General features: G+C 68.7%; 18 protein-coding genes. 4 read left to right on the top strand and 14 right to left on the bottom strand.

The annotated features are described in order from the left end of the window. Positions 1-7 precede the first annotated feature (7 nt). Complete coding sequence (locus tag AV521_RS07245) at positions 8-1,267, bottom strand: MFS transporter (RefSeq protein WP_076085174.1); 1,260 nt, start codon at positions 1,265-1,267, stop codon at positions 8-10. A 132-nt stretch (positions 1,268-1,399) separates the two neighbouring features. Between AV521_RS07245 and AV521_RS07240 the strand changes: the two genes are divergently transcribed. Next, the gene (locus AV521_RS07240) at positions 1,400-2,416 is read left to right on the top strand and encodes a LacI family DNA-binding transcriptional regulator (protein WP_076085171.1); all 1,017 of its coding nucleotides are present in this window, start codon (positions 1,400-1,402) and stop codon (positions 2,414-2,416) included. A 91-nt stretch (positions 2,417-2,507) separates the two neighbouring features. Here AV521_RS07240 and prcA read toward each other — a convergent pair whose 3' ends face one another. From prcA to arc, 6 genes are all read right to left on the bottom strand, one after another. Continuing rightward, on the bottom strand, positions 2,508-3,260 hold the full coding sequence (gene prcA / locus AV521_RS07235; protein WP_076085168.1) for a proteasome subunit alpha: 753 nt from the start codon (positions 3,258-3,260) through the stop codon (positions 2,508-2,510). 65 nt (positions 3,261-3,325) lie between these two features. Then, positions 3,326-4,171 carry a proteasome subunit beta gene (prcB, locus tag AV521_RS07230; RefSeq protein WP_076085165.1) on the bottom strand — a complete coding sequence of 282 codons (846 nt, stop codon included), beginning with the start codon at positions 4,169-4,171 and terminating at the stop codon, positions 3,326-3,328. Continuing rightward, positions 4,123-4,698: an endonuclease VII domain-containing protein gene (locus tag AV521_RS07225; RefSeq protein WP_107480847.1), complete on the bottom strand. Its 576-nt coding sequence runs from the start codon at positions 4,696-4,698 to the stop codon at positions 4,123-4,125. Before AV521_RS07225 ends, prcB begins: the two co-directional genes overlap by 49 nt. 50 nt (positions 4,699-4,748) lie before the next feature. Next, entirely contained in the window at positions 4,749-4,967 is a 219-nt protein-coding gene (locus AV521_RS07220) for a ubiquitin-like protein Pup (RefSeq protein ID WP_023551933.1), read from the bottom strand. Between the two features lie 172 nt (positions 4,968-5,139). Next, the gene (dop, locus tag AV521_RS07215; RefSeq protein ID WP_371917004.1) at positions 5,140-6,651 is read right to left on the bottom strand and encodes a depupylase/deamidase Dop; all 1,512 of its coding nucleotides are present in this window, start codon (positions 6,649-6,651) and stop codon (positions 5,140-5,142) included. 232 nt (positions 6,652-6,883) lie between these two features. Next, positions 6,884-8,650 (bottom strand): proteasome ATPase, encoded by a 1,767-nt coding sequence (arc, locus tag AV521_RS07210; RefSeq protein ID WP_076085160.1) that lies wholly within the window; start codon positions 8,648-8,650, stop codon positions 6,884-6,886. Positions 8,651-9,169: 519 nt separating this feature from the next. Between arc and AV521_RS07200 the strand changes: the two genes are divergently transcribed. After that, positions 9,170-9,472, top strand: a complete 303-nt coding sequence (locus AV521_RS07200) for a ferredoxin (RefSeq protein WP_076085157.1) — start codon at positions 9,170-9,172, stop codon at positions 9,470-9,472. A gap of 43 nt (positions 9,473-9,515) precedes the next feature. Here AV521_RS07200 and AV521_RS07195 read toward each other — a convergent pair whose 3' ends face one another. The 3 genes from AV521_RS07195 to AV521_RS07185 all read right to left on the bottom strand — a co-directional run bounded on the left by AV521_RS07195 (position 9,516) and on the right by AV521_RS07185 (position 12,888). Then, the gene (locus AV521_RS07195; protein WP_076085154.1) at positions 9,516-10,097 is read right to left on the bottom strand and encodes a hypothetical protein; all 582 of its coding nucleotides are present in this window, start codon (positions 10,095-10,097) and stop codon (positions 9,516-9,518) included. Between the two features lie 248 nt (positions 10,098-10,345). After that, positions 10,346-11,248, bottom strand: a complete 903-nt coding sequence (locus AV521_RS07190) for a tRNA (adenine-N1)-methyltransferase (protein ID WP_076085151.1) — start codon at positions 11,246-11,248, stop codon at positions 10,346-10,348. A gap of 38 nt (positions 11,249-11,286) precedes the next feature. Continuing rightward, positions 11,287-12,888 carry a site-2 protease family protein gene (locus AV521_RS07185; protein ID WP_076085148.1) on the bottom strand — a complete coding sequence of 534 codons (1,602 nt, stop codon included), beginning with the start codon at positions 12,886-12,888 and terminating at the stop codon, positions 11,287-11,289. Between the two features lie 179 nt (positions 12,889-13,067). Here AV521_RS07185 and AV521_RS07180 point away from each other — a divergent pair, with 179 nt between their 5' ends. Together AV521_RS07180 and AV521_RS07175 are read left to right on the top strand one after the other, a co-directional pair. Then, positions 13,068-14,126 carry a RecB family exonuclease gene (locus AV521_RS07180; RefSeq protein WP_076085145.1) on the top strand — a complete coding sequence of 353 codons (1,059 nt, stop codon included), beginning with the start codon at positions 13,068-13,070 and terminating at the stop codon, positions 14,124-14,126. 14 nt (positions 14,127-14,140) lie between these two features. Next, positions 14,141-14,812, top strand: a complete 672-nt coding sequence (locus AV521_RS07175) for a response regulator transcription factor (protein ID WP_076085142.1) — start codon at positions 14,141-14,143, stop codon at positions 14,810-14,812. Positions 14,813-14,909: 97 nt separating this feature from the next. Here the strand turns inward: AV521_RS07175 and AV521_RS07170 are convergent, their stop codons facing one another. From AV521_RS07170 to metH, 4 genes are all read right to left on the bottom strand, one after another. After that, positions 14,910-16,490 (bottom strand): ABC transporter substrate-binding protein, encoded by a 1,581-nt coding sequence (locus tag AV521_RS07170; RefSeq protein WP_076085805.1) that lies wholly within the window; start codon positions 16,488-16,490, stop codon positions 14,910-14,912. A gap of 94 nt (positions 16,491-16,584) precedes the next feature. Next, positions 16,585-18,189: an ABC transporter substrate-binding protein gene (locus tag AV521_RS07165; protein WP_076085139.1), complete on the bottom strand. Its 1,605-nt coding sequence runs from the start codon at positions 18,187-18,189 to the stop codon at positions 16,585-16,587. A gap of 432 nt (positions 18,190-18,621) precedes the next feature. After that, positions 18,622-19,323, bottom strand: a complete 702-nt coding sequence (locus AV521_RS07160; RefSeq protein WP_076085136.1) for an HAD family phosphatase — start codon at positions 19,321-19,323, stop codon at positions 18,622-18,624. Positions 19,324-19,524: 201 nt separating this feature from the next. Then, positions 19,525-23,040, bottom strand: a complete 3,516-nt coding sequence (gene metH, locus AV521_RS07155) for a methionine synthase (protein ID WP_076085134.1) — start codon at positions 23,038-23,040, stop codon at positions 19,525-19,527. Between the last annotated feature and the right edge of the window lie 272 nt (positions 23,041-23,312).

Raw genomic sequence — 23,312 nt, 5'->3', positions numbered from 1 at the left:
CTGAACATTACGCCCGATCCCCTGAGCTGAAACGGGGTTCGACAGCACGATTTGGATCATTTTCCGATGAAGCCGCAACCACCGCGCCCCGCGCGGGAGCTGCGAGGACCCGCCCCGTGGCAAGCAGGACCAGCAGCGACACGGCCCCCGCCGCACCCGGCACCGCGAACCCCCACACCGTGCCACCGGCCTGGACCACAGGCCCCGCCACACCCGTCCCCACCGAGGCACCCACTGTGAACGTCGTCACAAGCCAGGAGAACGCCTCGGTGACCGTCCCGCTCGGCGCATGCCGGTCCACGATGATGAACGCACAGGCGATACAAGGCGCCAGGAACACCCCGGAAACCACCGCGAGCAGCACCATGGCCACCGCACCCGGCGTCAGCGTCAACGGCAGGTAACACACCGCCAGGAGAGCCACCAGCATCCGCAGTCGCCGCTCCGGCGAACCAGCCCACTGACGGGCGCCGTACACCGTTCCACCCACCAGAGCCCCCAGCCCCAGCCCCGCCATCATCCAGCCGTACACCGCGTCACCACCATGCCCGTCGGCGTACGACACCGACGCGACCGTGATCGAACCCAGCGCGATACCCACGAACAGGAAAGCCCCCAGCAGCGCCAGCAGACCCGGCGAACGCAGAGCACCCAGCCAGTGCGCCTCACGCGGAGCCGACCGCCACGCGCGCGAAGGCGGCGAAACCACCACCGAGAGCGCCCCCAGCACACCCAGCAGGTTCAGCGCCAGCAGCGCGGCACGCTCGTCCCACAGGGACACGCACAGCGTCACCAGCAGTGGCCCGACCGTGAACATGACCTCCTGTGCGATCGCATCCATGGCGTATGCGGTGTGCACCTGCTCCTCACGCCGCAGCACCGACGGCCACAGCGCCCGCAAGCCCCCCTCCAACGGCGGCGTGAACAGACCCGCGGCCGCCACGGACGCATACGCGAGCGGCAGCGGATCGGTGCCGGAGAACGCGAACAGCGTCATGGACAGGGCCGCGAGAACAGCCGCGGGCAGCTGCACCCGCGGCTGCCCGTACAAGTCCACCAGCCGGCCCAGCACCGGCTGACCGAAGGCATTGGCGACGCCGTACACGGCCGCCAGGGCACCCGCGAGGCTGTACGTGCCGCCCTCGGCGCGGACGAACAGCACCAGGGCGATCGCGGCCGTCGCATTGGGCAACCGCCCCACCAGCGTGCCGGTCAGCAGCCGCAGCGCATGCCTGGCGCGGAGTATCTCCAGATAGCCCGTCGCCATGTGCTGCCCTCCAGCTGCTCGACCGGGCCGCCGCGACGGCCACGTTTTACGTATAACTCCCGCTCCCATACGTACCATGTGCGCTGTTCACACGTCCAGACGAACGACCCCGCACAGAGGAGCAGGCCCACGGTGGCACGCAGCAGCACGCGCCCGACCAGCCGGGACGTCGCCCAGGCGGCCGGAGTCTCCCAAGCCGCCGTCTCCCTCGTCCTCGGCGACAAATGGCGCGGCCGGGTATCCGAAGCGACCGCCGAACGCGTCCGCCACGCCGCACGCGAACTCGGCTACCGCCCCAACCTCGCCGCCCGCAACCTCCGCCTCGGCCGCACCCGCACCGTCCTGCTCGTCGTACCCGCCCTCACCACGGAGTTCTTCGCCGGCGTCTACACCGGCGCCGCACGCGTGGCCGCCCAGAACGGCTTCGGCGTCGTCCTCTACCCCTCCCCCGAAGGCATCGGACCCGCCCGCGACCCCTTCGCCTCCGCCCAAGCCGCCCTCGACGGGGTGATCGCCTCTTCCATGGCCGCCGACGCACTGACCGCCATCCGCGGAGACCAGCTGCCCCTGGTGATGCTCGACAGCGACCCCACCGGCAACCTCGGCGCCGCCACCGTCAACCTCGACATCGCCGACGGCGTCCGACAGATCACCGAACACCTCCTCGGCCTCGGCCACCGCCGCATCCTGCACCTTGCCGCCGACGTCCCCTCATGGACCTTCGACATCCGCGCGAAAGAACTGGCGACACGCATGGCGGCCGTACCCGGAACAGAAGTGCGCACGGCCCGGGCCCCCATCTCCGTCGAAGGCGCCCGCACCGCCACCGAGAAGGCCCTCACCACACCCGGCCCCCGACCCACCGCCGTCATCTGCGACGACGACAAACTCGCCGTAGGCGCCTACAAAGCCCTACGCCGCCTCGACCTGCGCATCCCCGACGACATCTCCGTCACCGGATTCGACGACCTCGGCCTCGCCAACGCCATCGACCCCGAACTGACCACCGTACGGCTCGACGCCGAACTCTTCGGCGAACGCGGCATGCAGGCCCTCCTGGCCGTCCTGGAGGGCCAGGAACCCCAGAGCGGAGACATCCCGGTCCATCTGGTCGTCCGAGGCTCCACAGCCCCGCCACGGGCCGCCTAGGCATTCCCGGCCCCCATGCCGCACCCAAACGCCGTGTGCCCCGGCCAGAAAAACGGCCGGGGCACACAGAGCAGGCGAACGGGGCGACAGGTCACTCCTCCTCGGAGCCGTCCTCCTCGGCACTCTCCGCCTCCGTGGCGGCACCGTCCGCAGCCAGCACACGCGACAACTGACGGCCCACAATCCGCTTGAACTTACGCTTCTGCGGACGCGTACGATCCAGCACAGCCACCTCAAGACGCTCCGCGGGAATCTCCCGCTCACTCCCATTGGTGTCACGCGACAGCGCCTGCACCGCCAGCTTCAGCGCCTCGGCGAGACTCATACCGTCACGATGACGCTGGTCCAGGAAGCTACTGATCTGCTCGGCGTTACCACCCACCGCGACCGAACCGTGCTCATCCACGATCGAACCGTCATGCGGCAGCCGATAGATCTGATCGCCCTCCGGGGTCTCCCCCACCTCCGCCACGACCAGCTCCACCTCATACGGCTTCTCAGCGGCGGAGGAGAAGATCGTGCCGAGCGTCTGGGCATAGACGTTCGCCAGACCACGGGCCGTCACATCATCACGGTCATAGGTGTAACCCCGCAGGTCGGCGTAGCGGACACCACCGATGCGCAGGTTCTCGTACTCGTTGTACTTACCGGCGGCCGCAAAACCGATCCGGTCATAGATCTCGCTGAACTTGTGCAGCGCACGGGACGGGTTCTCACCGACGAACACGATCCCGTCGGCATACTGCATGACCACCAGACTGCGGCCACGCGCGATGCCCTTCCGGGCGTACTCCGCCCGGTCCGCCATCGCCTGCTGGGGTGAGACATAGAACGGCGTCGACACCGGTTATCCGTCCCTTTCTGTCCTGGTCACTGGATCACCTTCACAAGAAACCGGGGCCCGCGCGCTCAGAGAAGGGCGGCCTTCGGGCCGTCCGGCTCCTCCAGACGCCGCTGGAGCACCGCACGCGCAAGCTCGGAGGACTCCTCCCCCGTGAGCCGGCGGAAACCGTCCTCGGTGATCACCGTGATGATCGGGTAGATCCGGCGGGCGACATCGGGACCACCGGTCGCCGAGTCATCGTCAGCCGCGTCATACAGAGCCTGCACCACCAACGTGGTCGCCTGCTCCTCGGTCAGGTCGCCACGGAACAACTTCTTCATCGCACCACGCGCGAAGATCGAGCCGGAACCCGTCGCCGCGAAGTTGTGCTCCTCGGAACGGCCACCCGTCACGTCGTAGGAGAAGATGCGCCCCTTCTCCCGGTCCACGTCGTAACCGGCGAACAGCGGCACCACGGCCAGCCCCTGCATCGCCATGCCGAGATTGGATCGGATCATCGTCGACAGCCGGTTCGCCTTGCCCTCCAGCGACAGCTGCGCACCCTCGACCTTCTCGAAGTGCTCCAGCTCCAGCTGGAAGAGCTTGACCATCTCCACGGCGAGACCGGCGGTGCCGGCGATACCGACAGCCGAGTACTCGTCCGCCGGGAAGACCTTCTCGATGTCCCGCTGGGCGATCACGTTGCCCATCGTCGCCCGCCGGTCACCGGCAAGCACCACGCCCCCGGGGAACGTCACGGCCACGATGGTCGTCCCATGCGGCGCCTCGATCACACCCTGCGTGGGCGGCAGCTGGCGCTTCCCGGGCAGCAGCTCCGGCTGATGCTCGGAGAGAAAGTCCATGAAGGAGGAGGACCCAGGCGTCAGGAAGGCAGCTGGTAGACGCCCTGTGCTACGAGTGTTGGCTTCCACAAGTTTCCTTCCAGATAGGCGGCTGCCCGGCGTACGGCATCGGGGTTGTCACCCAACTTGCCGATGGCCGAGTTGCAGTTGAAGCACGGTACGCCTCGGACCCTACCCGTCTTGTGGCAGTGATCCACATGCACGGGCAGGGCGGCCAGGCAGATCACGCAGAGGCCGAGCCGGGAGGCGATCAGCGCGTCGCGCTCGGCTTCGGTGAGGCCGTAGTCGCGCTTCAGGTGGTTGGCCCGTCCCTCGACAGCCCGGCACGCTTTGCAGCGTGTCGACAACCCGTCCGAAGCCGTGGCATTGCGATGCCACTCGCTCCAGGGCTTGGCCTCCCCACACTTCAGGCGGTGTTTGTGTCCATCGGGCACTTCCACCTTGGGCCTGACCTTCTTGCCGAGGCTCTCCTGACGCGTCCGGTGGTAGCCCGGTGCGCACTCCCGGCAATGTCGCTGCAGACCGTCGAGGTTCGATCGCCGCTTAGTGAAGGCTGCGTGCGGCTTCGACTCGCCACACCGCACGCAGCGCTTCAAACTTTCTCCGCTTGCCAACTTCCCTGCCCCCGTAACCTTCGATTCGAAGGCTACTGGCCGCCTTTCTGAACGAATGACCTCACGAAATCCTCGGCGTTCTCCTCCAGGACATCATCAATCTCGTCCAGCACGGAGTCCACGTCATCGCTCAGCTTCTCGTGCCGCTCCTTGAGGTCCTCCGAAGCCTGCGCGTCCTGCGCCTGCTCCTCGACCTCTTCGGTCGCGCGCGTGGCCTTCTGCTGGCCGCCGCCGGTGTCCTTGGTTGCCATAACCCTCACCCCGCTCAGTTCGCCTGCCGATCGGTGATGATCAGACCCTACAAGCCGGGTCCGACATCGGCCCCGCAGTTTCTCCAACGTACGGGGGCCACCTCGATGATTCCCGGGCGGTGGGATTTCCACCCTGTCCGCTCGGGGTGGGCCGGGTGCCCGCCTGGTCCGCTCAGCCGCCTGACAGGACCCTGACCAGGTCTTCCGCGGTGCGGCAGCGGTCCAGCAGTTCCTTGACGTGATTTCGCGTTCCGCGTAGCGGTTCCAGGGTTGGGACGCGCTGGAGGGAGTCGCGGCCGGGGAGATCGAAGATGACCGAGTCCCAGCTGGCCGCGGCGACGTCGTCGGCGTACTGCTCCAGGCAGCGGCCGCGGAAGTAGGCGCGGGTGTCCTCCGGTGGCGTCGTCATGGCCTGCTCGACGTCCGTCTCGCCCAGGAGGCGCTTCATGCGGCCGCGGGCGACGAGGCGGTTGTAGAGGCCCTTCTCGGCGCGTACGTCGGCGTACTGGAGGTCGACGAGGTGGAGGCGGGCCGCGTCCCAGTCGAGGCCGTCGCGGCGGCGGTAGCCCTCCATGAGTTCACGTTTGGCTACCCAGTCGAGTTCGCCGGCGAGGCTCATGGGGTCGTTCTCAAGCCGGGTGAGGGTGTCCTCCCAGCGGGTCAGGATGTCCTTGGTCTGTTCGTCGGCGTCGACGCCGTAGCGCTCTTCGACGTACTTGCGTGACAGCTCGAAGTACTCCATCTGCAGTTGGACCGCAGTCAGGGTCCGACCGCTACGCAGAGTGACCAGGCGCTTGAGTGAGGGGTCGTGGGAGACCTGGTGCAGGGTCCGTACGGGCTGGTCGACGGCCAGGTCGACCGCGATGAAGCCGTCCTCGATCATGGACAGGACCAGGGAGGTCGTGCCGAGTTTGAGGTAGGTCGAGATCTCGGAGAGGTTGGCGTCGCCGATGATCACGTGGAGGCGGCGGTATTTCTCGGCGTCGGCGTGGGGTTCGTCGCGGGTGTTGATGATGGGGCGCTTGAGAGTCGTCTCGAGGCCTACTTCGACTTCGAAGTAGTCGGCGCGCTGGCTGATCTGGAAGCCGTGTTCGTGGCCGTCCTGGCCGATGCCGACGCGGCCGGCTCCGGCGAAGACCTGGCGGGAGACGAAGAAGGGGGTGAGGTGGCGCACGATGTCGGAGAAGGGGGTTTCCCGCTTCATCAGGTAGTTTTCGTGCGTGCCGTAGCTGGCGCCCTTGTTGTCGGTGTTGTTCTTGTAGAGGTGGATGGGCTGGGCGCCGGGGAGCTGGGCGGCTCGTTCTGCGGCTTCTGCCATGATGCGTTCGCCGGCCTTGTCCCAGAGGACGGCGTCGCGCGGGTTGGTGACCTCCGGGGCGCTGTATTCGGGGTGGGCGTGGTCCACGTACAGTCGCGCGCCGTTGGTGAGGATCACGTTGGCGAGGCCGATGTCCTCGTCGGTGAGCTGGCTGGCGTCGGCGGCCTCGCGGGCGAGGTCGAAGCCTCGCGCGTCCCGTAGCGGGTTCTCTTCCTCGAAGTCCCAGCGGGCCCGGCGGGCCCGGTGCATCGCCGCGGCGTAGGCGTTGACGATCTGGGACGAGGTGAGCATGGCATTGGCGTTGGGGTGGCCGGGGACGGAGATCCCGTACTCCGTCTCGATGCCCATTACTCGCCGTACGGTCATGCGGCCCTCCTTGCCGGGCGGCACCCTCGGTCGTGGGCGCCGCTCAAGTACCGCTGGCGCTCCGGTGCGTGTGCGGTGCCCGTCCCCGCACTGCGCGACTCGGCGGTAGGAACGAGCCTAGAACGCCTTTGCGCTGGTGGGGAGATCATTTGCGTCATTGCCTGCTCCGGTCGTGGCCGGAAAAGCAGTCGGCTGCGGGTACCCGGTGAGGGGACCCGCAGCCGCCCTGCTTTTACAGGTACTGGCCGGTGTTCGCCACCGTGTCGATGGAGCGTCCGGTGTCTGCGCCCTGTTTTCCGGTGATGAGGGTGCGGATGTAGACGATCCGTTCGCCCTTCTTTCCGGAGATTCGGGCCCAGTCGTCGGGGTTGGTGGTGTTGGGCAGGTCTTCGTTCTCCTTGAACTCGTCCACGCAGGCCTGGAGGAGGTGGGAGACGCGGAGGCCCTTCTGGGTTTTTTCGAGGAAGTCCTTGATCGCCATCTTTTTGGCGCGGCCGACGATGTTTTCGATCATGGCGCCGGAGTTGAAGTCCTTGAAGTACAGGACTTCCTTGTCGCCGTTGGCGTAGGTGACTTCCAGGAAGCGGTTTTCCTCGGATTCGGCGTACATCTGCTCGACCGCCGTCTGGATCATGCTCTGGACGGTGGTGGCCTTGTCGCCGCCGTGTTCGCCGAGGTCGTCAGCGTGCAGCGGGAGGCGTTCGGTGAGGTATTTGCCGAAGATGTCCTTGGCGGCTTCGGCGTCGGGGCGCTCGATCTTGATCTTTACGTCGAGTCGGCCGGGGCGGAGGATGGCGGGGTCGATCATGTCCTCGCGGTTGGAGGCGCCGATGACGACCACGTTCTGCAGGCCTTCCACGCCGTCGATCTCGGCGAGCAGCTGGGGGACGATGGTGTTTTCCACGTCGGAGCTGACGCCGGAGCCTCGGGTGCGGAAGAGGGATTCCATCTCGTCGAAGAAGACGATGACGGGGGTGCCTTCGCTGGCCTTCTCGCGTGCACGCTGGAAGACGAGGCGGATCTGCCGCTCGGTCTCGCCGACGTACTTGTTGAGGAGCTCGGGGCCCTTGATGTTGAGGAAGAAGCTCTTGCCGGCGGCTTGGCCGGTGACCTCGGCGACCTTCTTGGCGAGTGAGTTGGCGACGGCTTTGGCGATGAGTGTCTTGCCGCAGCCGGGGGGGCCGTAGAGCAGGACGCCCTTGGGCGGGCGCAGCTCGTGCTCCTTGAAGAGGTCCGGGTAGAGGTACGGCAGCTCGACCGCGTCGCGGATGGCCTCGATCTGGTTGCCGAGTCCGCCGATCTGGTCGTAGCCGATGTCGGGGACCTCTTCGAGGACGAGTTCTTCGACTTCGCTCTTGGGGACGACTTCGTAGACGTAGCCGGAGCGGGGTTCGAGCAGGAGGGCATCGCCTGGTCGGATGGTGACGTCCAGCAGGGGCTCGGCGAGCCGTACCACCCGTTCCTCGTCGGTGTGGCCCAGTACGAGGGCGCGCTCGCCGTCCTCAAGGATTTCCTTGAGGGTGACGATGTCGCCGACGCGCTCGAATTCCATGGCTTCGACCACGTTGAGCGCTTCGTTGAGCATGACTTCCTGGCCGCGCCGCAGGTCGTCGAGGTCGACGCTTGGGCTGACGTTCACCCGGAGTTTGCGGCCGCCGGTGAAGATGTCGGCGGTGGCGTCTTCGTTGGCTTGCAGGAAGACTCCGAAGCCGGCCGGTGGCTGGGCGAGCCGGTCGACTTCTTCCTTGAGGGCCACGATCTGGTCGCGGGCCTCGCGGAGGGTGTTGGCCAGCCGTTCGTTCTGGGCGGACACGCCGGCCAGGTTGGTCTGCAGCTCGACGATCCGCTCTTCGAGAATCCTCGTGTGTCGCGGAGAGTCGGCGAGCTTGCGTCGCAGGACGGCGATCTCCTGCTCAAGGTAGGCGATCTGCCCGGCCGGGTCGTCGGACCCTCGTCCCGGGCGGATGCCGCGGTTCATGTCGTCGTCGTGGGCTGCCACGGTCCTCACCTCCTCCAAGGGGAGCTGGACGCTTCCAGACCCTACCTGGGTGGGTGTCGATTGAAACCCCTAGATCACCAAGACTGTCAAGGTGTGTCGTCGGTCACCCGGTGCGCTCTCCCTCGCACGGAGGGGATACCCACTCAACGTGATGTGGAAGCAGCTTGTTCCGGGCATCGCATGGTCGAAACCCTTCAGGAGTGGGCGGAGTTGTCCGGTGCGGGCTGTTGGGCCCGGTTGCGGGCAGCGGGCGGTGCGCTCGTACGGTCGTTACGCAGAGCGACGGTGCGGGCGGGGGGTGTCACTGTGGGCCCGGCTTGAAGTGGTCGTCCCCCGGGTGGGGCTCCGGTGTGCTGGTCGGGCGCTGCTACCCGGGCGGGCGGGGGTGGAAACCCGGTTGCGGTGGAGGTCTGCCGGATTGTGGGCGGAGGTAGGGTCGGGGGTGTTCAACAACCGCTGGAGCGGACCCGGCTGGCCCTGGTGGTGCCGGTGTCGCCCGGCGCATCCATGACAGGAGAGGTGACCGTGCAGCAGGAGGCCCCGGGCGGGGAGGCGCTGGAGGTCTGGATCGACCAGGATCTGTGTACCGGCGACGGGATCTGCGCCCAGTACGCCCCTGAGGTGTTCGAGCTGGACATCGATGGGCTGGCCTATGTGAAGGGCGCGGACGACGAGCTGCTGCAGGCGGTGGGGGCGACGGCGCCGGTGCCGTTGCCATTGCTGGTGGATGTGGTGGATTCGGCGCGGGAGTGTCCTGGCGAGTGCATTCATGTGCGCCGGGTTTCGGACAGGGTCGAGGTGTACGGGCCCGACGCGGAGTGAGTCCGGGTCGGGCCCTGGCTCGGGCGCCGGGTGGGGGCGGGGGTCAGACGCTGTGGGCGTCCGAGGGTGCGGAGCGGATGAACGCGTTGCCGCTCCACTGCCAGGTGACGGGGGTCTTCAGGTCGGGGCAGCAGTTGGGGACGGCCGTGGAGGAGTAGCCGAGGAGGGTGGCGCCGACGGTGCCGGCGTGCAGGGTGAAGTCTGTGACGGTGAGCCGGTCCTTGGGGTCGACCAGGGTGGCGACAATGCGTGGCGTGCTGTTGTCGGCGGTGCGGGTGAGGACGTAGACGCCGTCGGGCGGTGTGCCCATGGCGGAGTCGCAGTGGACGACTGCGACGGTTTCCGGTCTGCCGTCGCCGTCGAGGTCTCCGGTGGCTTTCTTGGCGACCACGGCTTTGACGCGTCCGCACTGGAGGGGGAAGTCGACGCCGGTGGTGCCGGGCGGCTGGGCGGCCGCGTGGGCGGACTTGTTCTGGGTGCCGGTGGCGGTCTGGGCGGCCGTGGCCGATCCGGGCTGTACGAAGGACGAGAGGGCCACGACGCCGGCGACGGCTGTGGCGGTGGCGACCCAGTGGATGGGCCGGGTCTGGGTGTGGGCGAGCTCCGGAACGGCGGATTGCTGCACTAGGAGTGTCTCCTGTGAGGGCTGTGCCGGTGGGGGTGGCCAGCATGGTGCCACACGTCACGGTGCGGGGGAACGGCGGGGTCCTGGATTCCCGCAGGCGGGAGCCCGCGTGTGGGGCGGGTGTTGGGGGCGTGGAGGGCGGCGGGGTTCCTGGTGTCCTTTCAACGGGCGGGCGCCGTGCCCGGGTTCCCGTGGATCGGTGGGAACTCGGGCACGGCGCCCTTGCGTTGTGCTGTGTGCGGGGTGGGTCAGCGGCCGGTGCCGCCGTCGGCGTTGGGTCCGGCGTAGTCGTCGCCGTAGGCACCCTTGGCGGGGCGGCGGCGGCGCATGGGCGGCTCGACGCCGTCGGCGAGGCGGCGGGCGGTGAGCAGGAAGCCGGTGTGGCCGATCATGCGGTGGTCGGGGCGGACGGCGAGGCCTTCGATGTGCCAGTTGCGGATCATGGTTTCCCAGGCGGTCGGCTCGTTGAAGCAGCCGATCTCGCGGATGGATTCCACGGTCCGGGCGAGCTGGGTGGTGGTGGCCACGTAGCAGCACAGGATGCCGCCGGGGACGAGGGCCTTGGAGACGGCCTCAAGGCATTCCCAGGGGGCGAGCATGTCGAGGATGACGCGGTCGACGTCGGTGTCGGACAGGTTGTCCTGGAGGTCGCCGACGGTGAGCTGCCAGGCGGGGTGGGGGCCGCCGAAGTAGCGCTCCACGTTCTGCTGGGCGATCTCGGCGAAGTCCTCGCGGCGCTCGTAGGAGTGCAGCATGCCCTGGTCGCCGATGGCGCGCAGCAGGAAGCTGCTGAGCGAGCCGGAGCCGACGCCGGCTTCCACGACGCGGGCGCCGGGGAAGATGTCGGCGAAGGCGAGGATCTGCCCCGCGTCCTTGGGGTAGACGACGGCTGCCCCGCGGGGCATGGACAGGACGTAGTCGGGGAGCAGGGGGCGCAGCGCGAGGTAGGCGACGTTGCCGGTGGTGCGGACAACGCTGCCCTCGGGAGCGCCGATCAGTTCGTCGTGCGGGAAGGAGCCCTTGTGGGTGTGGAAGTTCTTCCCGGCTTCGAGCGTGAACGTGTAGTGGCGGCCCTTGGGGTCGGTCAGCTGTACCTGGTCCCCGACCTTGAAGGGCCCGCGCCTGCGGGCGGCACCGGTCGGTTCGGACATGTGACCAGCGTACCGGCAGCCGCGGGGGTCGCCGACCACTAGGCGGAGGGGCGGGCCATGGCCTGGACGAAGGCTCGCTCGACGTCTGCCGCGGACAGGACGCCGTAGATCTCGCCGCTTTCCTCGACGACGAGGTACTCGGTGGCCGGGGTGGCCCGCAGGACGTCGAGGAGTTCTTCTCCGGCCAGCTCGGCGGAGACGCGCATGCCGTCGGTGAGGTCCTGGGCGAGGCCGCTGACGGCGACCCAGGGGCGGCGGTGTTCGGGAACGCCGACGATGGCGGACTCGCGGACGAGGGAGAGGGGGTTGCCGTGGGCGTCCACGACGACGAGGGCGCGGGCTCCGGCGGCGTTGGCGCGGCGCAGGGCCTCGGAGAGGGGGGTGTCGGTCTGGACCGGTACGGCGCGACGGGTGAGGTTGCGGGCGCGTAGTTCGGGGAGGTGTTCGCGCAGGCGGGCCATGCGCAGGCTGTTGCCGGCGCCGGTCCAGATGATCGCGGCGAGGATGGCGGCGAGCAGGGCGTCGGTGACGGTGTCCATGCCGCCGGCGTCGGTGTTGTCGCCGCCGAGGGCGCCGGACTGGTTGAGCAGGGGCAGGCCGATGAGGACGGCGACGGCGAGGGCGCGGCCGACCCAGGCGGCGGCGACGGTGCCGCTCATGGGTCTGCCGGTGATTTTCCAGACGACGGCGCGGAGCATTCGGCCGCCGTCGAGGGGCAGGCCGGGGAGGAGGTTGAAGATCGCCACGATGAGGTTGGAGATCATCAGGCCGGCCAGCAGGACGCCGGGGACGGTGCCGGGTTCGACGGGCCTCATGGCGACGTAGAACAGCCCGGCGAGGACGAGGGAGAGCAGGGGGCCGACGAAGGCCAGGACGAACTCGCGGCCCGGGGTCTCTGCCTCCTTCTCGATCTCGGAGACGCCGCCGAAGAACTGCAGCTGGATGCGGCGGACGGGGAGTTTGAAGCGGATCGCGGCGACCGTGTGGGCCAGCTCGTGGACCAGGACGGAGGCGTAGAAGGCGACGGCGAAGAACAGGGAGACCAGGTAGCGGGCGGCGCCGAGTTCGGGCAGCACGCGGTCGAGCTGGCCGCCGAAGACCCAGGTGATGAGTGCGGCGACGAGGAACCAGCTGGGCGCGACGTACACCGGCACGCCGAAGGGCCGGCCCATGAGGATGCCGCCGCCGGGCTCCTTGGGACGCGGCCGCGGCGGCTCCCCCTTGGCGATCCCGGAGTGCGCGAGGGAGCGATGCTCGCTGTGCGGGTCGGGGGGCCGGGGGCCGGGGGCCGGGGTGTCGTTGGCGGGAGTGTCGTCCTTCGTGGCGTCGGGGGCGTTGGCCTCTGTGCCGCCGGCGGGGCTCTCGGCGGCCGAGCCGGTGCCGATGCCAGTTCCGGTGTTGTCGGTGTCTTCGGGGGCGCTGGTCGTGTCCGGGCCAGTGCCGGTTGCGGCCTGGGCAGGGGGTGCTGCGGCCGGTCGGCCGGTCGGCTCCCCGGTGTCGGCCGTGTCAGGCGTGTGGGGCCGGGGCTCAGGGCCGGGATCGTGGGTGGGGCCGGTCGTCGGGGCCGTTGGACCTGCGGGGTGCTCGGCCGGCTCGTCTTTGCCGGACCGCGGCTGCCCGCTCCCGCCGCTCACGTCCACGGTGTCCCCTCGTTCGAAGCGTCTTCCGTACCTGCCGGACGGAAGGGTCTCTGGTCGATGGTATGCGGCCGTGGTGACGCGTTTCGCCCCGGCACCCCTTGTGTTTGCCCCGCTGTCGCGCGGTCGAACGCGGTCGGCGGCTGGGTCACTGTCAGTGGTGGGCCGTAAGGTCTGTGGTCATGGACAGCAGCATCGAGGACACGGGAGCCCCGGCGGGCGGCGCCGAGCAGACGGATCCGGCCGAGACGCGTCCCGCTTCCGCGGCACCCGCCGCGTCCGGTGCCGAGCGGGTCGCCGTCCCGCCCACCTCGCTCTCTCCTTCCCGGGCCGGCGATTTCATGCAGTGCCCGTTGCTGTACCGGTTCCGGGTGATCGACCGGCTGCCGGAGAAGCCGAGTGCGGCGGCGACCCGGGGCACGCTGGTGCACGCGGTGCTGGAGCGGTTGTTCGACGCGCCCGCCGCGGAGCGGACCGCGCCGCGGGCCAAGTCGCTGATCCCGGGCCAGTGGGACCGGCTGCGGGAGAGCCGGCCGGAGGTCACGGAGCTGTTCGCGGACGACCCGGACGGGGAGCGGCTGGCGGGGTGGCTGGCGGAGGCCGAGCGGCTCGTGGAGCGCTGGTTCACGCTGGAGGATCCGACGCGGCTGGAGCCGGCCGAGCGGGAGCTGTTCGTGGAGGCCGAGCTGGAGTCGGGACTGCGGCTGCGCGGGATCATCGACCGGGTGGACGTGGCGCCGACCGGTGAGGTGCGGATCGTCGACTACAAGACGGGCAAGGCGCCGAGAGCGGAGTACTCCGAGGGCGCGCTGTTCCAGATGAAGTTCTACGCCCTGGTCGTGTGGCGGTTGAAGCGGGTGGTCCCGCGCCGGCTCCAGCTGGTGTATCTGGGCAGCGGGGATGTGCTGACGTACGACCCGGTGCTCGCCGATCTCGAGCGGGTCGAGCGCAAGCTGCACGCGCTGTGGGAGGCCATCGAGCGGGCCACGCAGACGGGTGAGTGGCGGCCTCGCCCGACCAAGCTGTGCGGCTGGTGCGACCATCAGGCGCACTGCCCGGAGTTCGGCGGCACTCCCCCGCCGTATCCGCTGCCGGTGCGGGCGGCCGAGGGTCACGCGGCGGAGGGTGCGGCCGACGGCGCAGCCGCAGTCGAACAGGGCGGCTCTCGGGAAGCACGGTGGTCGCCGGTGAGGGCGGCCGAGTCCGGGGGCGTGGAGCAGGGCAGAATGGGCCCGGACTAGCGAAGGAGTGTCACGTGGCCATCCGTGTCCTACTGGTCGACGACCAGCCCCTGCTGCGTACGGGTTTCCGGATGATCCTGGAGGCCGAGCAGGACATCGCGGTCGTGGGCGAGGCAGGTGACGGTCTGCAGGCCCTCGATCAGGTGCGGGCCCTGCAGCCGGACGTGGTGTTGATGGACATCCGTATGCCGCGGATGGACGGGGTGGAGGCGACCCGGCAGATCACCGGTCCCGACCGGTCCGGCCCGGCGAAGGTGCTGGTGCTGACCACGTTCGATCTGGACGAGTATGTGGTGGAGGCGCTGCGCGCCGGTGCGAGCGGTTTTCTGCTCAAGGACGCGCCCGCCAATGAACTGGTGCAGGCCATCCGGGTGGTGGCGGGGGGTGAGGCGATGCTGGCGCCGAGCATCACGCGGAGGCTGCTGGACAAGTACGCCACGCATCTGCCCTCCGGCGACGAGCCGGTTCCGGACACGCTGAACACCCTCACCGACCGTGAGGTGGAGGTGCTGAAGCTGGTGGCGCGCGGCCTGTCGAACGCGGAGATCGCGGCCGATCTGTTCGTCAGTGAGACGACGGTGAAGACGCATGTGGGGCATGTGCTGACCAAGCTGGGCCTCAGGGACCGGGTGCAGGCTGCGGTGTACGCGTACGAGAGCGGTCTGGTGCGCCCCGGCGCCCAGTGAGCGGACGATCCGGTACGACGCCGAAGGTTACGACGCCGAAGGGCGCCCCTCTCGTTCGGAGAGGGGCGCCCTTGTGCGTCGACGGCGTCAACAGGTGTCAGCTCTTGCTGAGTTCCCAGAACCGGAACACCGTGGAGGCGTCCAGGCAGTACTCCAGGCCGTAGACGCCGTCGCGGACGACGGCGTACTGCTTGGCCTGCCAGACCGGCAGGACGGGCAGTTCGGTGGCGACGATGTTCTGCAGCCGGCTGAAGTCCTTGTCGGTGGCGGCGCGGTCGCTCTGGGCGGCCGTGCTGGGGATGAGCGAGCCGCTGATGGTGCTGTTGCTGTAGTTGTTGTCGAGCACGTTGCCCCTGCCGAAGAAGGGCGCGGTGAAGTTGTCGGCGTCCGGGTAGTCGGGCACCCAGCCCTTGACGTAGACGCCGTACTTGCCGGCGGTGATGTCCTTCTCGTACTGGTCGAAGGCGACGGACTTGACGTCGGCGTCGAACAGGCCGCTGGCGTTGAGCTGGCCGGCGATGGCCTTCAGTTCCTCGTCGGTGGCGGGGCCGTAGCGCGACGGTGTGGACCACAGGGTCAGCTTGACCTTGCCGGTGATGCCGTCGGAGCGCAGCGCGGCGGCGGCCTTGGCCTGGGAGGGGCGGGCGCCGTAGGTGTCGAAGAAGGCGGTGTTGTGCCCGACGATGCCTGCCGGGATGATCGAGTACAGCGGGGTGGCGGTGCCCTGGTAGACGTGCTGGATGAGGGCGTCGCGGTCGATGAGGTAGGCCATGGCCTTGCGGACGCCGAGCTTTCCGGCGACGGGGTCCTTCATGTTGAAGACCAGGTGCTGGACTTCGGCGCTGGTGCCCTCGATGACGTCGACGCCCTTGCGGCCGTCCTGTTTGTCGAGGCCGGCGATGTCGGAGGCGGACAGGCCTCGGTAGGTGATGTCGATCTTGCCGTCGAGGAGGGCCTGCTTCAGGGCGGTGCGGTCGCCGTGGAAGAACTTCAGGGTGACGCCGGAGTTCTTGACCTTGGCGGTGCCCTTGTAGTTGTCGTTGACGGAGAAGACCGCTTTGTCGTTGTCGAAGGAGTCCAGCTTGTAGGGGCCGGAGCCGACGGCCTTGTGGTCGGTGCGCAGGCCGTTCGCGTCGTACTGGCTGTGGTCCACGACGGAGCCGGCGCCGGAGGCGATCTTGCTCGGGAAGGTGGCGTCGGAGGACTTCAGGTGGAAGACCACCGTCTTCGCGTCGGGTGTGTCGATGCTGCCGAGCATCGGGAACATGATCGCGGGCCCGGCCGAGTCGTTGATCTTCAGCATGCGGTCGAAGGAGAACTTCACGTCCTTCGAGGTGAGGGCGTCACCGTTGCTGAATTTGAGGCCGTCCTTCAGCTCGCACCTGTAGACGGTGGCCCGGGAGTCGGTGAAGGAGCACTCCTTGGCCAGTTCGGGCTGGGGTTCGGTCGCGCCCTTGGGGAAGCTGAGCAGCGACTGGAAGACGTTGTCGAACAACAGCCAGGAACCGGGGTCGTAGCCGGATGCCGGGTCCGTGGCGAGGACGTCGTCGGACATCCCCATCACCACGGAGGAGCCGGTCCCCCCGGAAGCACCGCTCCCCGAGCCGCAGCCGGTCAACAGGCCGGAGGCCAGTCCCGCCACGACGGGCAGGACTGGCCACTGGTTGCGCAGATTCACTCGCATGTGCCTTATTCGTCGGTTCGTCACCCCGGGGCCCGGTCCTGGCCCCGGTTCACCGGGGCAGCCGTCCCTGGCCCCCGGCAGAGAGCCGTCAGCCGCTCACACCGCGGCCGAGCTCCCACAGCTGAAGCGTCGAGGAGGAGTTGAGGGCGTACGCGACACCCGTGATGTCACTGCGTGCGGCGACGTACTGCTTGCCCTGCCACAGGGGCAGGATCGGGACGTCGTCGGCGACGGTGTCCTGGATCGCGGTGAGGCTCTTGGCGGCGGCGAGCCGGTCGGCCTCGCGGCGGGAGTCCGGGATCAGCGTGCGCTGGATGGTGGTGTTGGAGTACGGCGAGCCGAGGAAGTTGTCCTTGTCGAGGAAGGGCGCCAGGAAGTTGTCGGCGTCGGGGAAGTCGGGGAACCAGCCCATGCCGTAGACGTCGTACTGGCCCTTCTGCTCGGCGGGCCGGAAGGTGTCCCAGGTGTGGCCCTGGAGGGAGACGTCGAACAGGCCGCTGTCGTTCAGCTGCTGCTGCAGGACCTCGAACTCCTTCTTGGTGGCGGAGCCGTAGTGGTCGGTCGTGTAGTGCAGGGTCAGCTTCACCGGGGTGGTGATGCCGGCCTTGGAGAGCAGGGCCTTGGCCTTGTCGACGCTGGGGTTGCCGTACTTGTTGAAGAACGAGTTGGAGTGGCCGGTGATGGTGGCCGGGACCAGCGAGTACAGCGGTTCTGCCTGGGTGCCGTAGACCTTGGAGACGAGTGCCGCGCGGTCGACGATCTGGGCCATGGCCTGGCGTACGGCCTTGGACTTCACGCTGGGCGCGTTGGTGTTGAAGGCCAGGTAGCGGATTTCCAGGCCGGGCATGTCGACGAGGTCGGCCTTGTTGTCGCCGCCGGCGTCCAGCTTCTGGATCTGGGCGGGCGACATGGTGCGGGTCATGACGTCGATGTCACCCTTGTCGATGGCGGCGCCCATGGCGTCGGCGTCGTCGAAGGAGCGCAGTTCGACCTTGCTGTTGTTCACCTTCACGGCACCCTTGTAGTTGGGGTTCTTGGTGAAGGTGGCGGTGGTGAACCCGTTGCCGCTGACGTCGGCCTGGAAGGTGTAGGGGCCGGAGCCGTCGACCTGGAAGCCGTCGCGCAGCTTGTCCTTCTGGTAGTCGTTCGGGTTGATGATGCCCGCGACCGGGGTGGACAGCTTGTACGGGAAGGTGGCGTCGGCCGTCTTGAGGTGGAAGATGACCTCGCGGTCGCCCTGCGTCTCGATGGTGTCGATGGTGTTCAGCAGGGAGGACACACCGCTGCTGGCCTTGATGCGCAGGGCGCGCTCGATGGAGTACTTGACGTCCTTGGCGGTGACCGGGTCGCCGCTGGCGAACTTGAGGCCGTCGCGGAGCTTGCAGGCGTAGCGTTCGCTGCCGCTGTCGGTGAACGAGCAGCTCTCGGCCGCGTCCGGGACGGGGTCGCCCTCACCCTTGGGCTGGGCCATCAGGGTCTGCACGGTCTGGCGCAGGATGTTCCAGGTGCCGACGTCGTAGGCGTAGGCCGGGTCGAGGGGTGCCGGGGCGTCGTTGGTTGCGGTGAACCGGTCCGTGGTGCCGACGACGATGGCGTCGCCGCTCTTGCTCCCGCTGCTGGACCCGCCGCATGCGGCGAGAACCGGGGTGAGCAGGCCGGCTACCGCCGGCAGCACCAAAGTCTTGCGGTTCATGCGGGGGTTTCTCCAGAGCTGTTCGGGTCCGTGTATCCGGCATGCATGGGTGGTGCGGCGGATCACGGGGGTTGCGGCGATGTTCTCGCGACGAGATTAGTCGGCGCCCGCAGGACGGTTCACGGTCGCGCGAGTTGACCCCCCATCACGCAGGGGAACCGGGTGCGGACACACCGAAAACCCGACAGCGGCAGGATTAGTGCAGCTTCCCATCAATCGGGACACAAAGACCCGTGGATCAGGCCCGAACAGGGTCGTTCAGCACACTTGATCCGGACTGTCGAGGGCCGCCAAAGTGGCGAACGTCACACGTCCAACTGTGCGGTGAGTCAGTGGAATTCGGCCGGACGGCCGGGCTGGAATTCCCCGTGGGTGTACTTCCCCGGAAATGTGTCCAGCCGGAGCAATGGAGTTTTCACGCTGGGTGAACAGCTAGGGCATTTCCGTCATCAGGCCACGCAGAAATGCCAGGTCGACCTCTTCCAGGGAGGTGACCACGGTGCGCCCCTCGGACGGGGTGATGGGCGCCACGGAGGGCACGGCGACCACCCGGCAGCCCGCGGCCTCGGCGGCGGCGACTCCGGTCGCGGTGTCCTCGACCACCGCGCACCGGTCGGGCCGTGCGCCGAGCCCGGCGGCGGCGAGCAGATAGGGGTCGGGGAAGGGCTTGGTACGTGAGACCTCGTCACCCGCGATGGACAGGTCGAAGTGGTGCGGGCCGAGCGCCTTCAGCACACGGTCGATGATGCGCCGGTGAGAGGCCGAGACGAGGGCGGTCGGGATGGCGTGCTCGTGGAGTTCGGCGAGCAGGCGGGCGGCGCCCGGCATCAGCGGCAGGGCATGGTCGATGCGGTCCTCGAAGCCCTCGTTGAGCAGCGTGGTGAGTTCGGTGAGCGGGATGTCGGCGCCGGTGGCCTCGATGAGGAAACCGGCGCTGCGGGTCATGGGTCCGCCGACCACGACATGCCGCCAGGATTCGTCCAGGGTGTGGCCGAGGCGGGCGAAGATCTCGACCTCGACGTCCCACCAGAAGCCCTCGGTGTCCACCAAGGTGCCGTCCATGTCGAGAAGCACCGCCTGCAGGGCGGAGCCTTCGGCCGTACGGGTTCCGAGCGCGGGGACCGTGCTGGTCATCCGGGCGCACCTCCTTGAGGGACGATCAGGCCGGTTCCCGGACAGGGAACCGGCCTGCAGTGGACCGACCAGTGTACGACTCCGACGCCCGAAGCGCCTCGTTTATCACTCGCGCACGGGGGTACCCCTCAAAACACCCCCGGCGCAGGCCAGAGGGCCATCGGCATGCCGGCCAACGGCACTGCGGCCCCGGAGGGCCAGTCACCTGGCGTTGAAGTACTTCGCCTCAGGGTGGTGGATCACGATCGCGTCCGTGGACTGCTCGGGGTGCAGTTGGAACTCCTCGGACAGGTGGACGCCGATGCGTTCGGGCTGCAGCAGGTCGGCGATCTTGGCGCGGTCCTCCAGGTTCGGGCAGGCGCCGTAGCCGAGGGAGAAGCGGGCGCCCCGGTACTTCAGGGCGAACATGTCCTCGATGTCGGCCGGGTCCTCGCCGCCGAAGCCCAGCTCCGTACGCACGCGCGCGTGCCAGTACTCGGCGAGTGCCTCGGCCAACTGGACGGACAGGCCGTGCAGTTCGAGGTAGTCGCGGTAGGAGTTGGACTCGAAGAGCTTGGCGGTCTCCTCGCCGATGCGCGAGCCGACGGTGACGACCTGGAGGCCGACGACGTCGGTCTCGCCGGACTCCTCCGGGCGGAAGAAGTCGGCCAGGCACAGCCGGCGGCCGCGGCGCTGGCGCGGGAAGGTGAAGCGGGTGCGCTCGTTGCCCCGGTCGTCCAGGATGATCAGGTCGTCGTCCTTGGAGACACAGGGGAAGTAGCCGTAGACGACGGCCGCTTCGAGCAGGTTCTCCGTCTGGAGCCGGTCCAGGAGGCCACGTAGCCGGGGGCGGCCCTCGGTCTCCGCCAGTTCCTCGTACGACGGTCCCTCGCCGGTGCGGGCCTGCTTCAGCCCCCACTGGCCCTTGAACAGCGCGCCCTCGTCGAGCCAGCTCGCGTACTCCTTGAGCTGGATGCCCTTGACGATCCGGGTGTCCCAGAACGGCGGGGCCGGCACCGGGTTGTCGATGGCGACGTCGGAACGGACGTGCCCCTCCTCCGGACGCTCCTCGACCTCGACGGCGGCGGTGGCGCGGACCCTGCGCTGCTTGAGTTCGGGCAGCTTGGCGCCGGGCACGCCGCGCTTGACGCCGATGAGGGCGTCCATCAGGTGCAGTCCCTCGAAGGCGTCGCGGGCGTAGCGGACCTCGCCCTCGTAGACCTCGTGCAGGTCCTGCTCGACGTAGGCGCGGGTGAGGGCGGCGCCGCCGAGGATCACCGGGAAGCGGGCGGCCAGGCCGCGCTGGTTGAGCTCCTCCAGGTTCTCCTTCATGATCACCGTGGACTTCACCAGGAGCCCTGACATGCCGATGACGTCGGCCCGGTGTTCCTCGGCGGCTTCCAGGATCGCGGAGACCGGCTGCTTGATGCCCAGGTTGACGACGTTGTAGCCGTTGTTGGACAGGATGATGTCGACGAGGTTCTTGCCGATGTCGTGCACATCGCCGCGCACGGTCGCGAGGACGATGGTGCCCTTGCCCTCGGAGTCCGACTTCTCCATGTGCGGTTCGAGGTAGGCGACGGCGGCCTTCATGACCTCGGCGGACTGCAGGACGAACGGCAGCTGCATCTGGCCGGACCCGAACAGCTCGCCGACGACCTTCATGCCGTCCAGCAGGGTCTCGTTGACGATGTCGAGGGCCGGGCGGTCCTCAAGGGCGGCGTCCAGGTCGGCCTCCAGGCCGTTCTTCTCGCCGTCGATGATCCGCCGCTTCAGGCGCTCCTCCAGCGGCAGCGCGGCCAGTTCCTCGGCCTTGCCGGCCTTCAGCGACTTCGCCGTGGCGCCCTCGAAGAGGGCCATGAGCTTCTGCAGCGGGTCGTAGCCCTCGGCGCGGCGGTCGTAGATCAGGTCCAGCGCGGTCGTGACCTGCTCCTCGTCGAACCGGGCGATCGGCAGGATCTTCGAGGCGTGCACGATCGCCGAGTCCAGACCCGCCTTGACGCATTCGTCGAGGAAGACGGAGTTCAGCAGGATGCGCGCGGCCGGGTTCAGGCCGAAGGAGATGTTGGAGAGGCCGAGGGTGGTCTGCACGGCCGGGTGGCGGCGCTTGAGCTCGCGGATCGCCTCGATGGTGGCGATACCGTCCTTGCGGGACTCCTCCTGACCGGTGCAGATGGTGAAGGTCAGGGTGTCGATGAGGATGTCGTCCTCGCGGATGCCCCAGTTCCCGGTCAGGTCGGCGATCAGCCGTTCGGCGATCTCGACCTTCTTCTCCGGGGTGCGGGCCTGGCCCTCCTCGTCGATGGTGAGCGCGATCAGCGCGGCGCCGTGCTCCCGCGCGAGCTTCGTCACACGCGCGAACCGCGACTCGGGGCCGTCGCCGTCCTCGTAGTTCACGGAGTTGATCACCGCGCGGCCGCCGAGCTTCTCCAGACCGGCCTGGATGACGTCGACCTCGGTGGAGTCCAGCACGATCGGCAGGGTGGAGGCGGTGGCGAAACGGCCGGCGAGTTCCTCCATGTCGGCGACACCGTCGCGGCCGACGTAGTCCACGCACAGGTCGAGCATGTGCGCGCCCTCGCGGATCTGCTCGCGCGCCATCTCCACGCAGTCGTCCCAGCGGGCCTCCAGCATGGCCTCACGGAACTTCTTGGAGCCGTTGGCGTTCGTACGCTCGCCGATGGCCAGGTAGGAGGTGTCCTGCCGGAACGGCACCGTCTGGTAGAGGGAGGCGGCGCCGGGCTCGGGGCGCGGGTCACGCTCGGACGGGGTGAGGCCCTGGACGCGCTCGACGACCTGGCGCAGATGCTCGGGGGTCGTACCGCAGCAGCCGCCGACGAGGGAGAGGCCGTACTCGCGGACGAAGGTCTCCTGGGCGTCGGCCAGCTCGGGCGCGGTCAGCGGGTAGTGGGCACCGTCCTTGCCGAGGACGGGCAGGCCCGCGTTGGGCATGCAGGACAGCGGGACGCGGGCGTTGCGGGCGAGGTAGCGCAGGTGCTCGCTCATCTCGGCCGGGCCGGTGGCGCAGTTCAGGCCGATCATGTCGATGCCGAGCGGTTCCAGCGCGGTGAGCGCGGCGCCGATCTCGGAGCCGAGGAGCATGGTGCCGGTGGTCTCGACGGTCACCGAGACGATGACCGGCAGGTCCAGGCCGAGGGCTTCGAGGCCGCGGCGGGCGCCGAGGACGGCCGCCTTGGTCTGCAGCAGGTCCTGGGTGGTCTCCACGAGCAGCGCGTCGGCGCCACCGGCGACCAGGCCCTCGGCGTTGCGCTGGTAGGCGTCGCGCAGGGTGGTGTAGGGGGCGTGGCCGAGGGTGGGCAGCTTGGTGCCGGGGCCCATGGAGCCGAGGACCCAGCGGGGGCGGCCGTCCTGCGCGGTGAAGGCGTCGGCGGCCTCGCGGGCCACGCGGGCGCCGGCCTCGGACAGCTCGTGCACGCGCTCGGGGATGTCGTACTCGCCGAGGGCAGAATGGTTGGCCCCGAAGGTGTTGGTCTCGACGCAGTCGACGCCCACGGAGAAGTACGCCTCGTGGACGGAGCGGACGATGTCGGGGCGGGTGAGGTTGAGGATCTCGTTGCAGCCCTCTAGCTGCTGGAAGTCCTCCAGGGTGGGTTCCTGGGCCTGGAGCATGGTGCCCATGGCTCCGTCGGCGACCACCACACGGGTGGCGAGCGCCTCGCGGAGCGCGGACGCACGGGTCCGGCTGTCGGCGGAGGGGGACGGTGGCAACGAGGCCATGAAGGGGCTCCCTATATGCGACGGCTGTCGGCTATGTGGCTCTCCCGGGCGGGCCGGGATGCCACACGGCGCCAGAGTAACCGGGAGTCGGCTTGGATGGGCAGCGGCGTCCACGAGGCGGACTCGGGTGGCTTCGCCGCCACGGGCAGGTCACGTGTGATGTAACAGGTGCCGACCGGCCGTTAGCGGTTGGTCGGCATGGACCGGTAGTGTTCGACATTGCCGAACGGTGGGTAACACGACGTTACGACGGTGTATGACAGCAGTCGCGG

Source organism: Streptomyces sp. IMTB 2501 (assembly GCF_001953885.1).
Taxonomy (GTDB): Bacteria; Actinomycetota; Actinomycetes; order Streptomycetales; family Streptomycetaceae; genus Streptomyces.
This window is presented reverse-complemented; position numbering and strand designations above follow the sequence as displayed.

Excerpts from the sequence above, each read along its gene's own strand:
- AV521_RS07245 (WP_076085174.1), bottom strand. The coding sequence starts at position 1,267 with ATGGCGACGGGCTATCTGGAGATACTCCGCGCCAGGCATGCGCTGCGG.
- AV521_RS07220 (WP_023551933.1), bottom strand. The coding sequence starts at position 4,967 with ATGGCAACCAAGGACACCGGCGGCGGCCAGCAGAAGGCCACGCGCGCG.
- dop (WP_371917004.1), bottom strand. The coding sequence starts at position 6,651 with ATGACCGTACGGCGAGTAATGGGCATCGAGACGGAGTACGGGATCTCC.
- AV521_RS07190 (WP_076085151.1), bottom strand. The coding sequence starts at position 11,248 with ATGTCCGAACCGACCGGTGCCGCCCGCAGGCGCGGGCCCTTCAAGGTC.
- AV521_RS07180 (WP_076085145.1), top strand. The coding sequence starts at position 13,068 with ATGGACAGCAGCATCGAGGACACGGGAGCCCCGGCGGGCGGCGCCGAG.
- AV521_RS07165 (WP_076085139.1), bottom strand. The coding sequence starts at position 18,189 with ATGAACCGCAAGACTTTGGTGCTGCCGGCGGTAGCCGGCCTGCTCACC.
- AV521_RS07160 (WP_076085136.1), bottom strand. The coding sequence starts at position 19,323 with ATGACCAGCACGGTCCCCGCGCTCGGAACCCGTACGGCCGAAGGCTCC.
- metH (WP_076085134.1), bottom strand. The coding sequence starts at position 23,040 with ATGGCCTCGTTGCCACCGTCCCCCTCCGCCGACAGCCGGACCCGTGCG.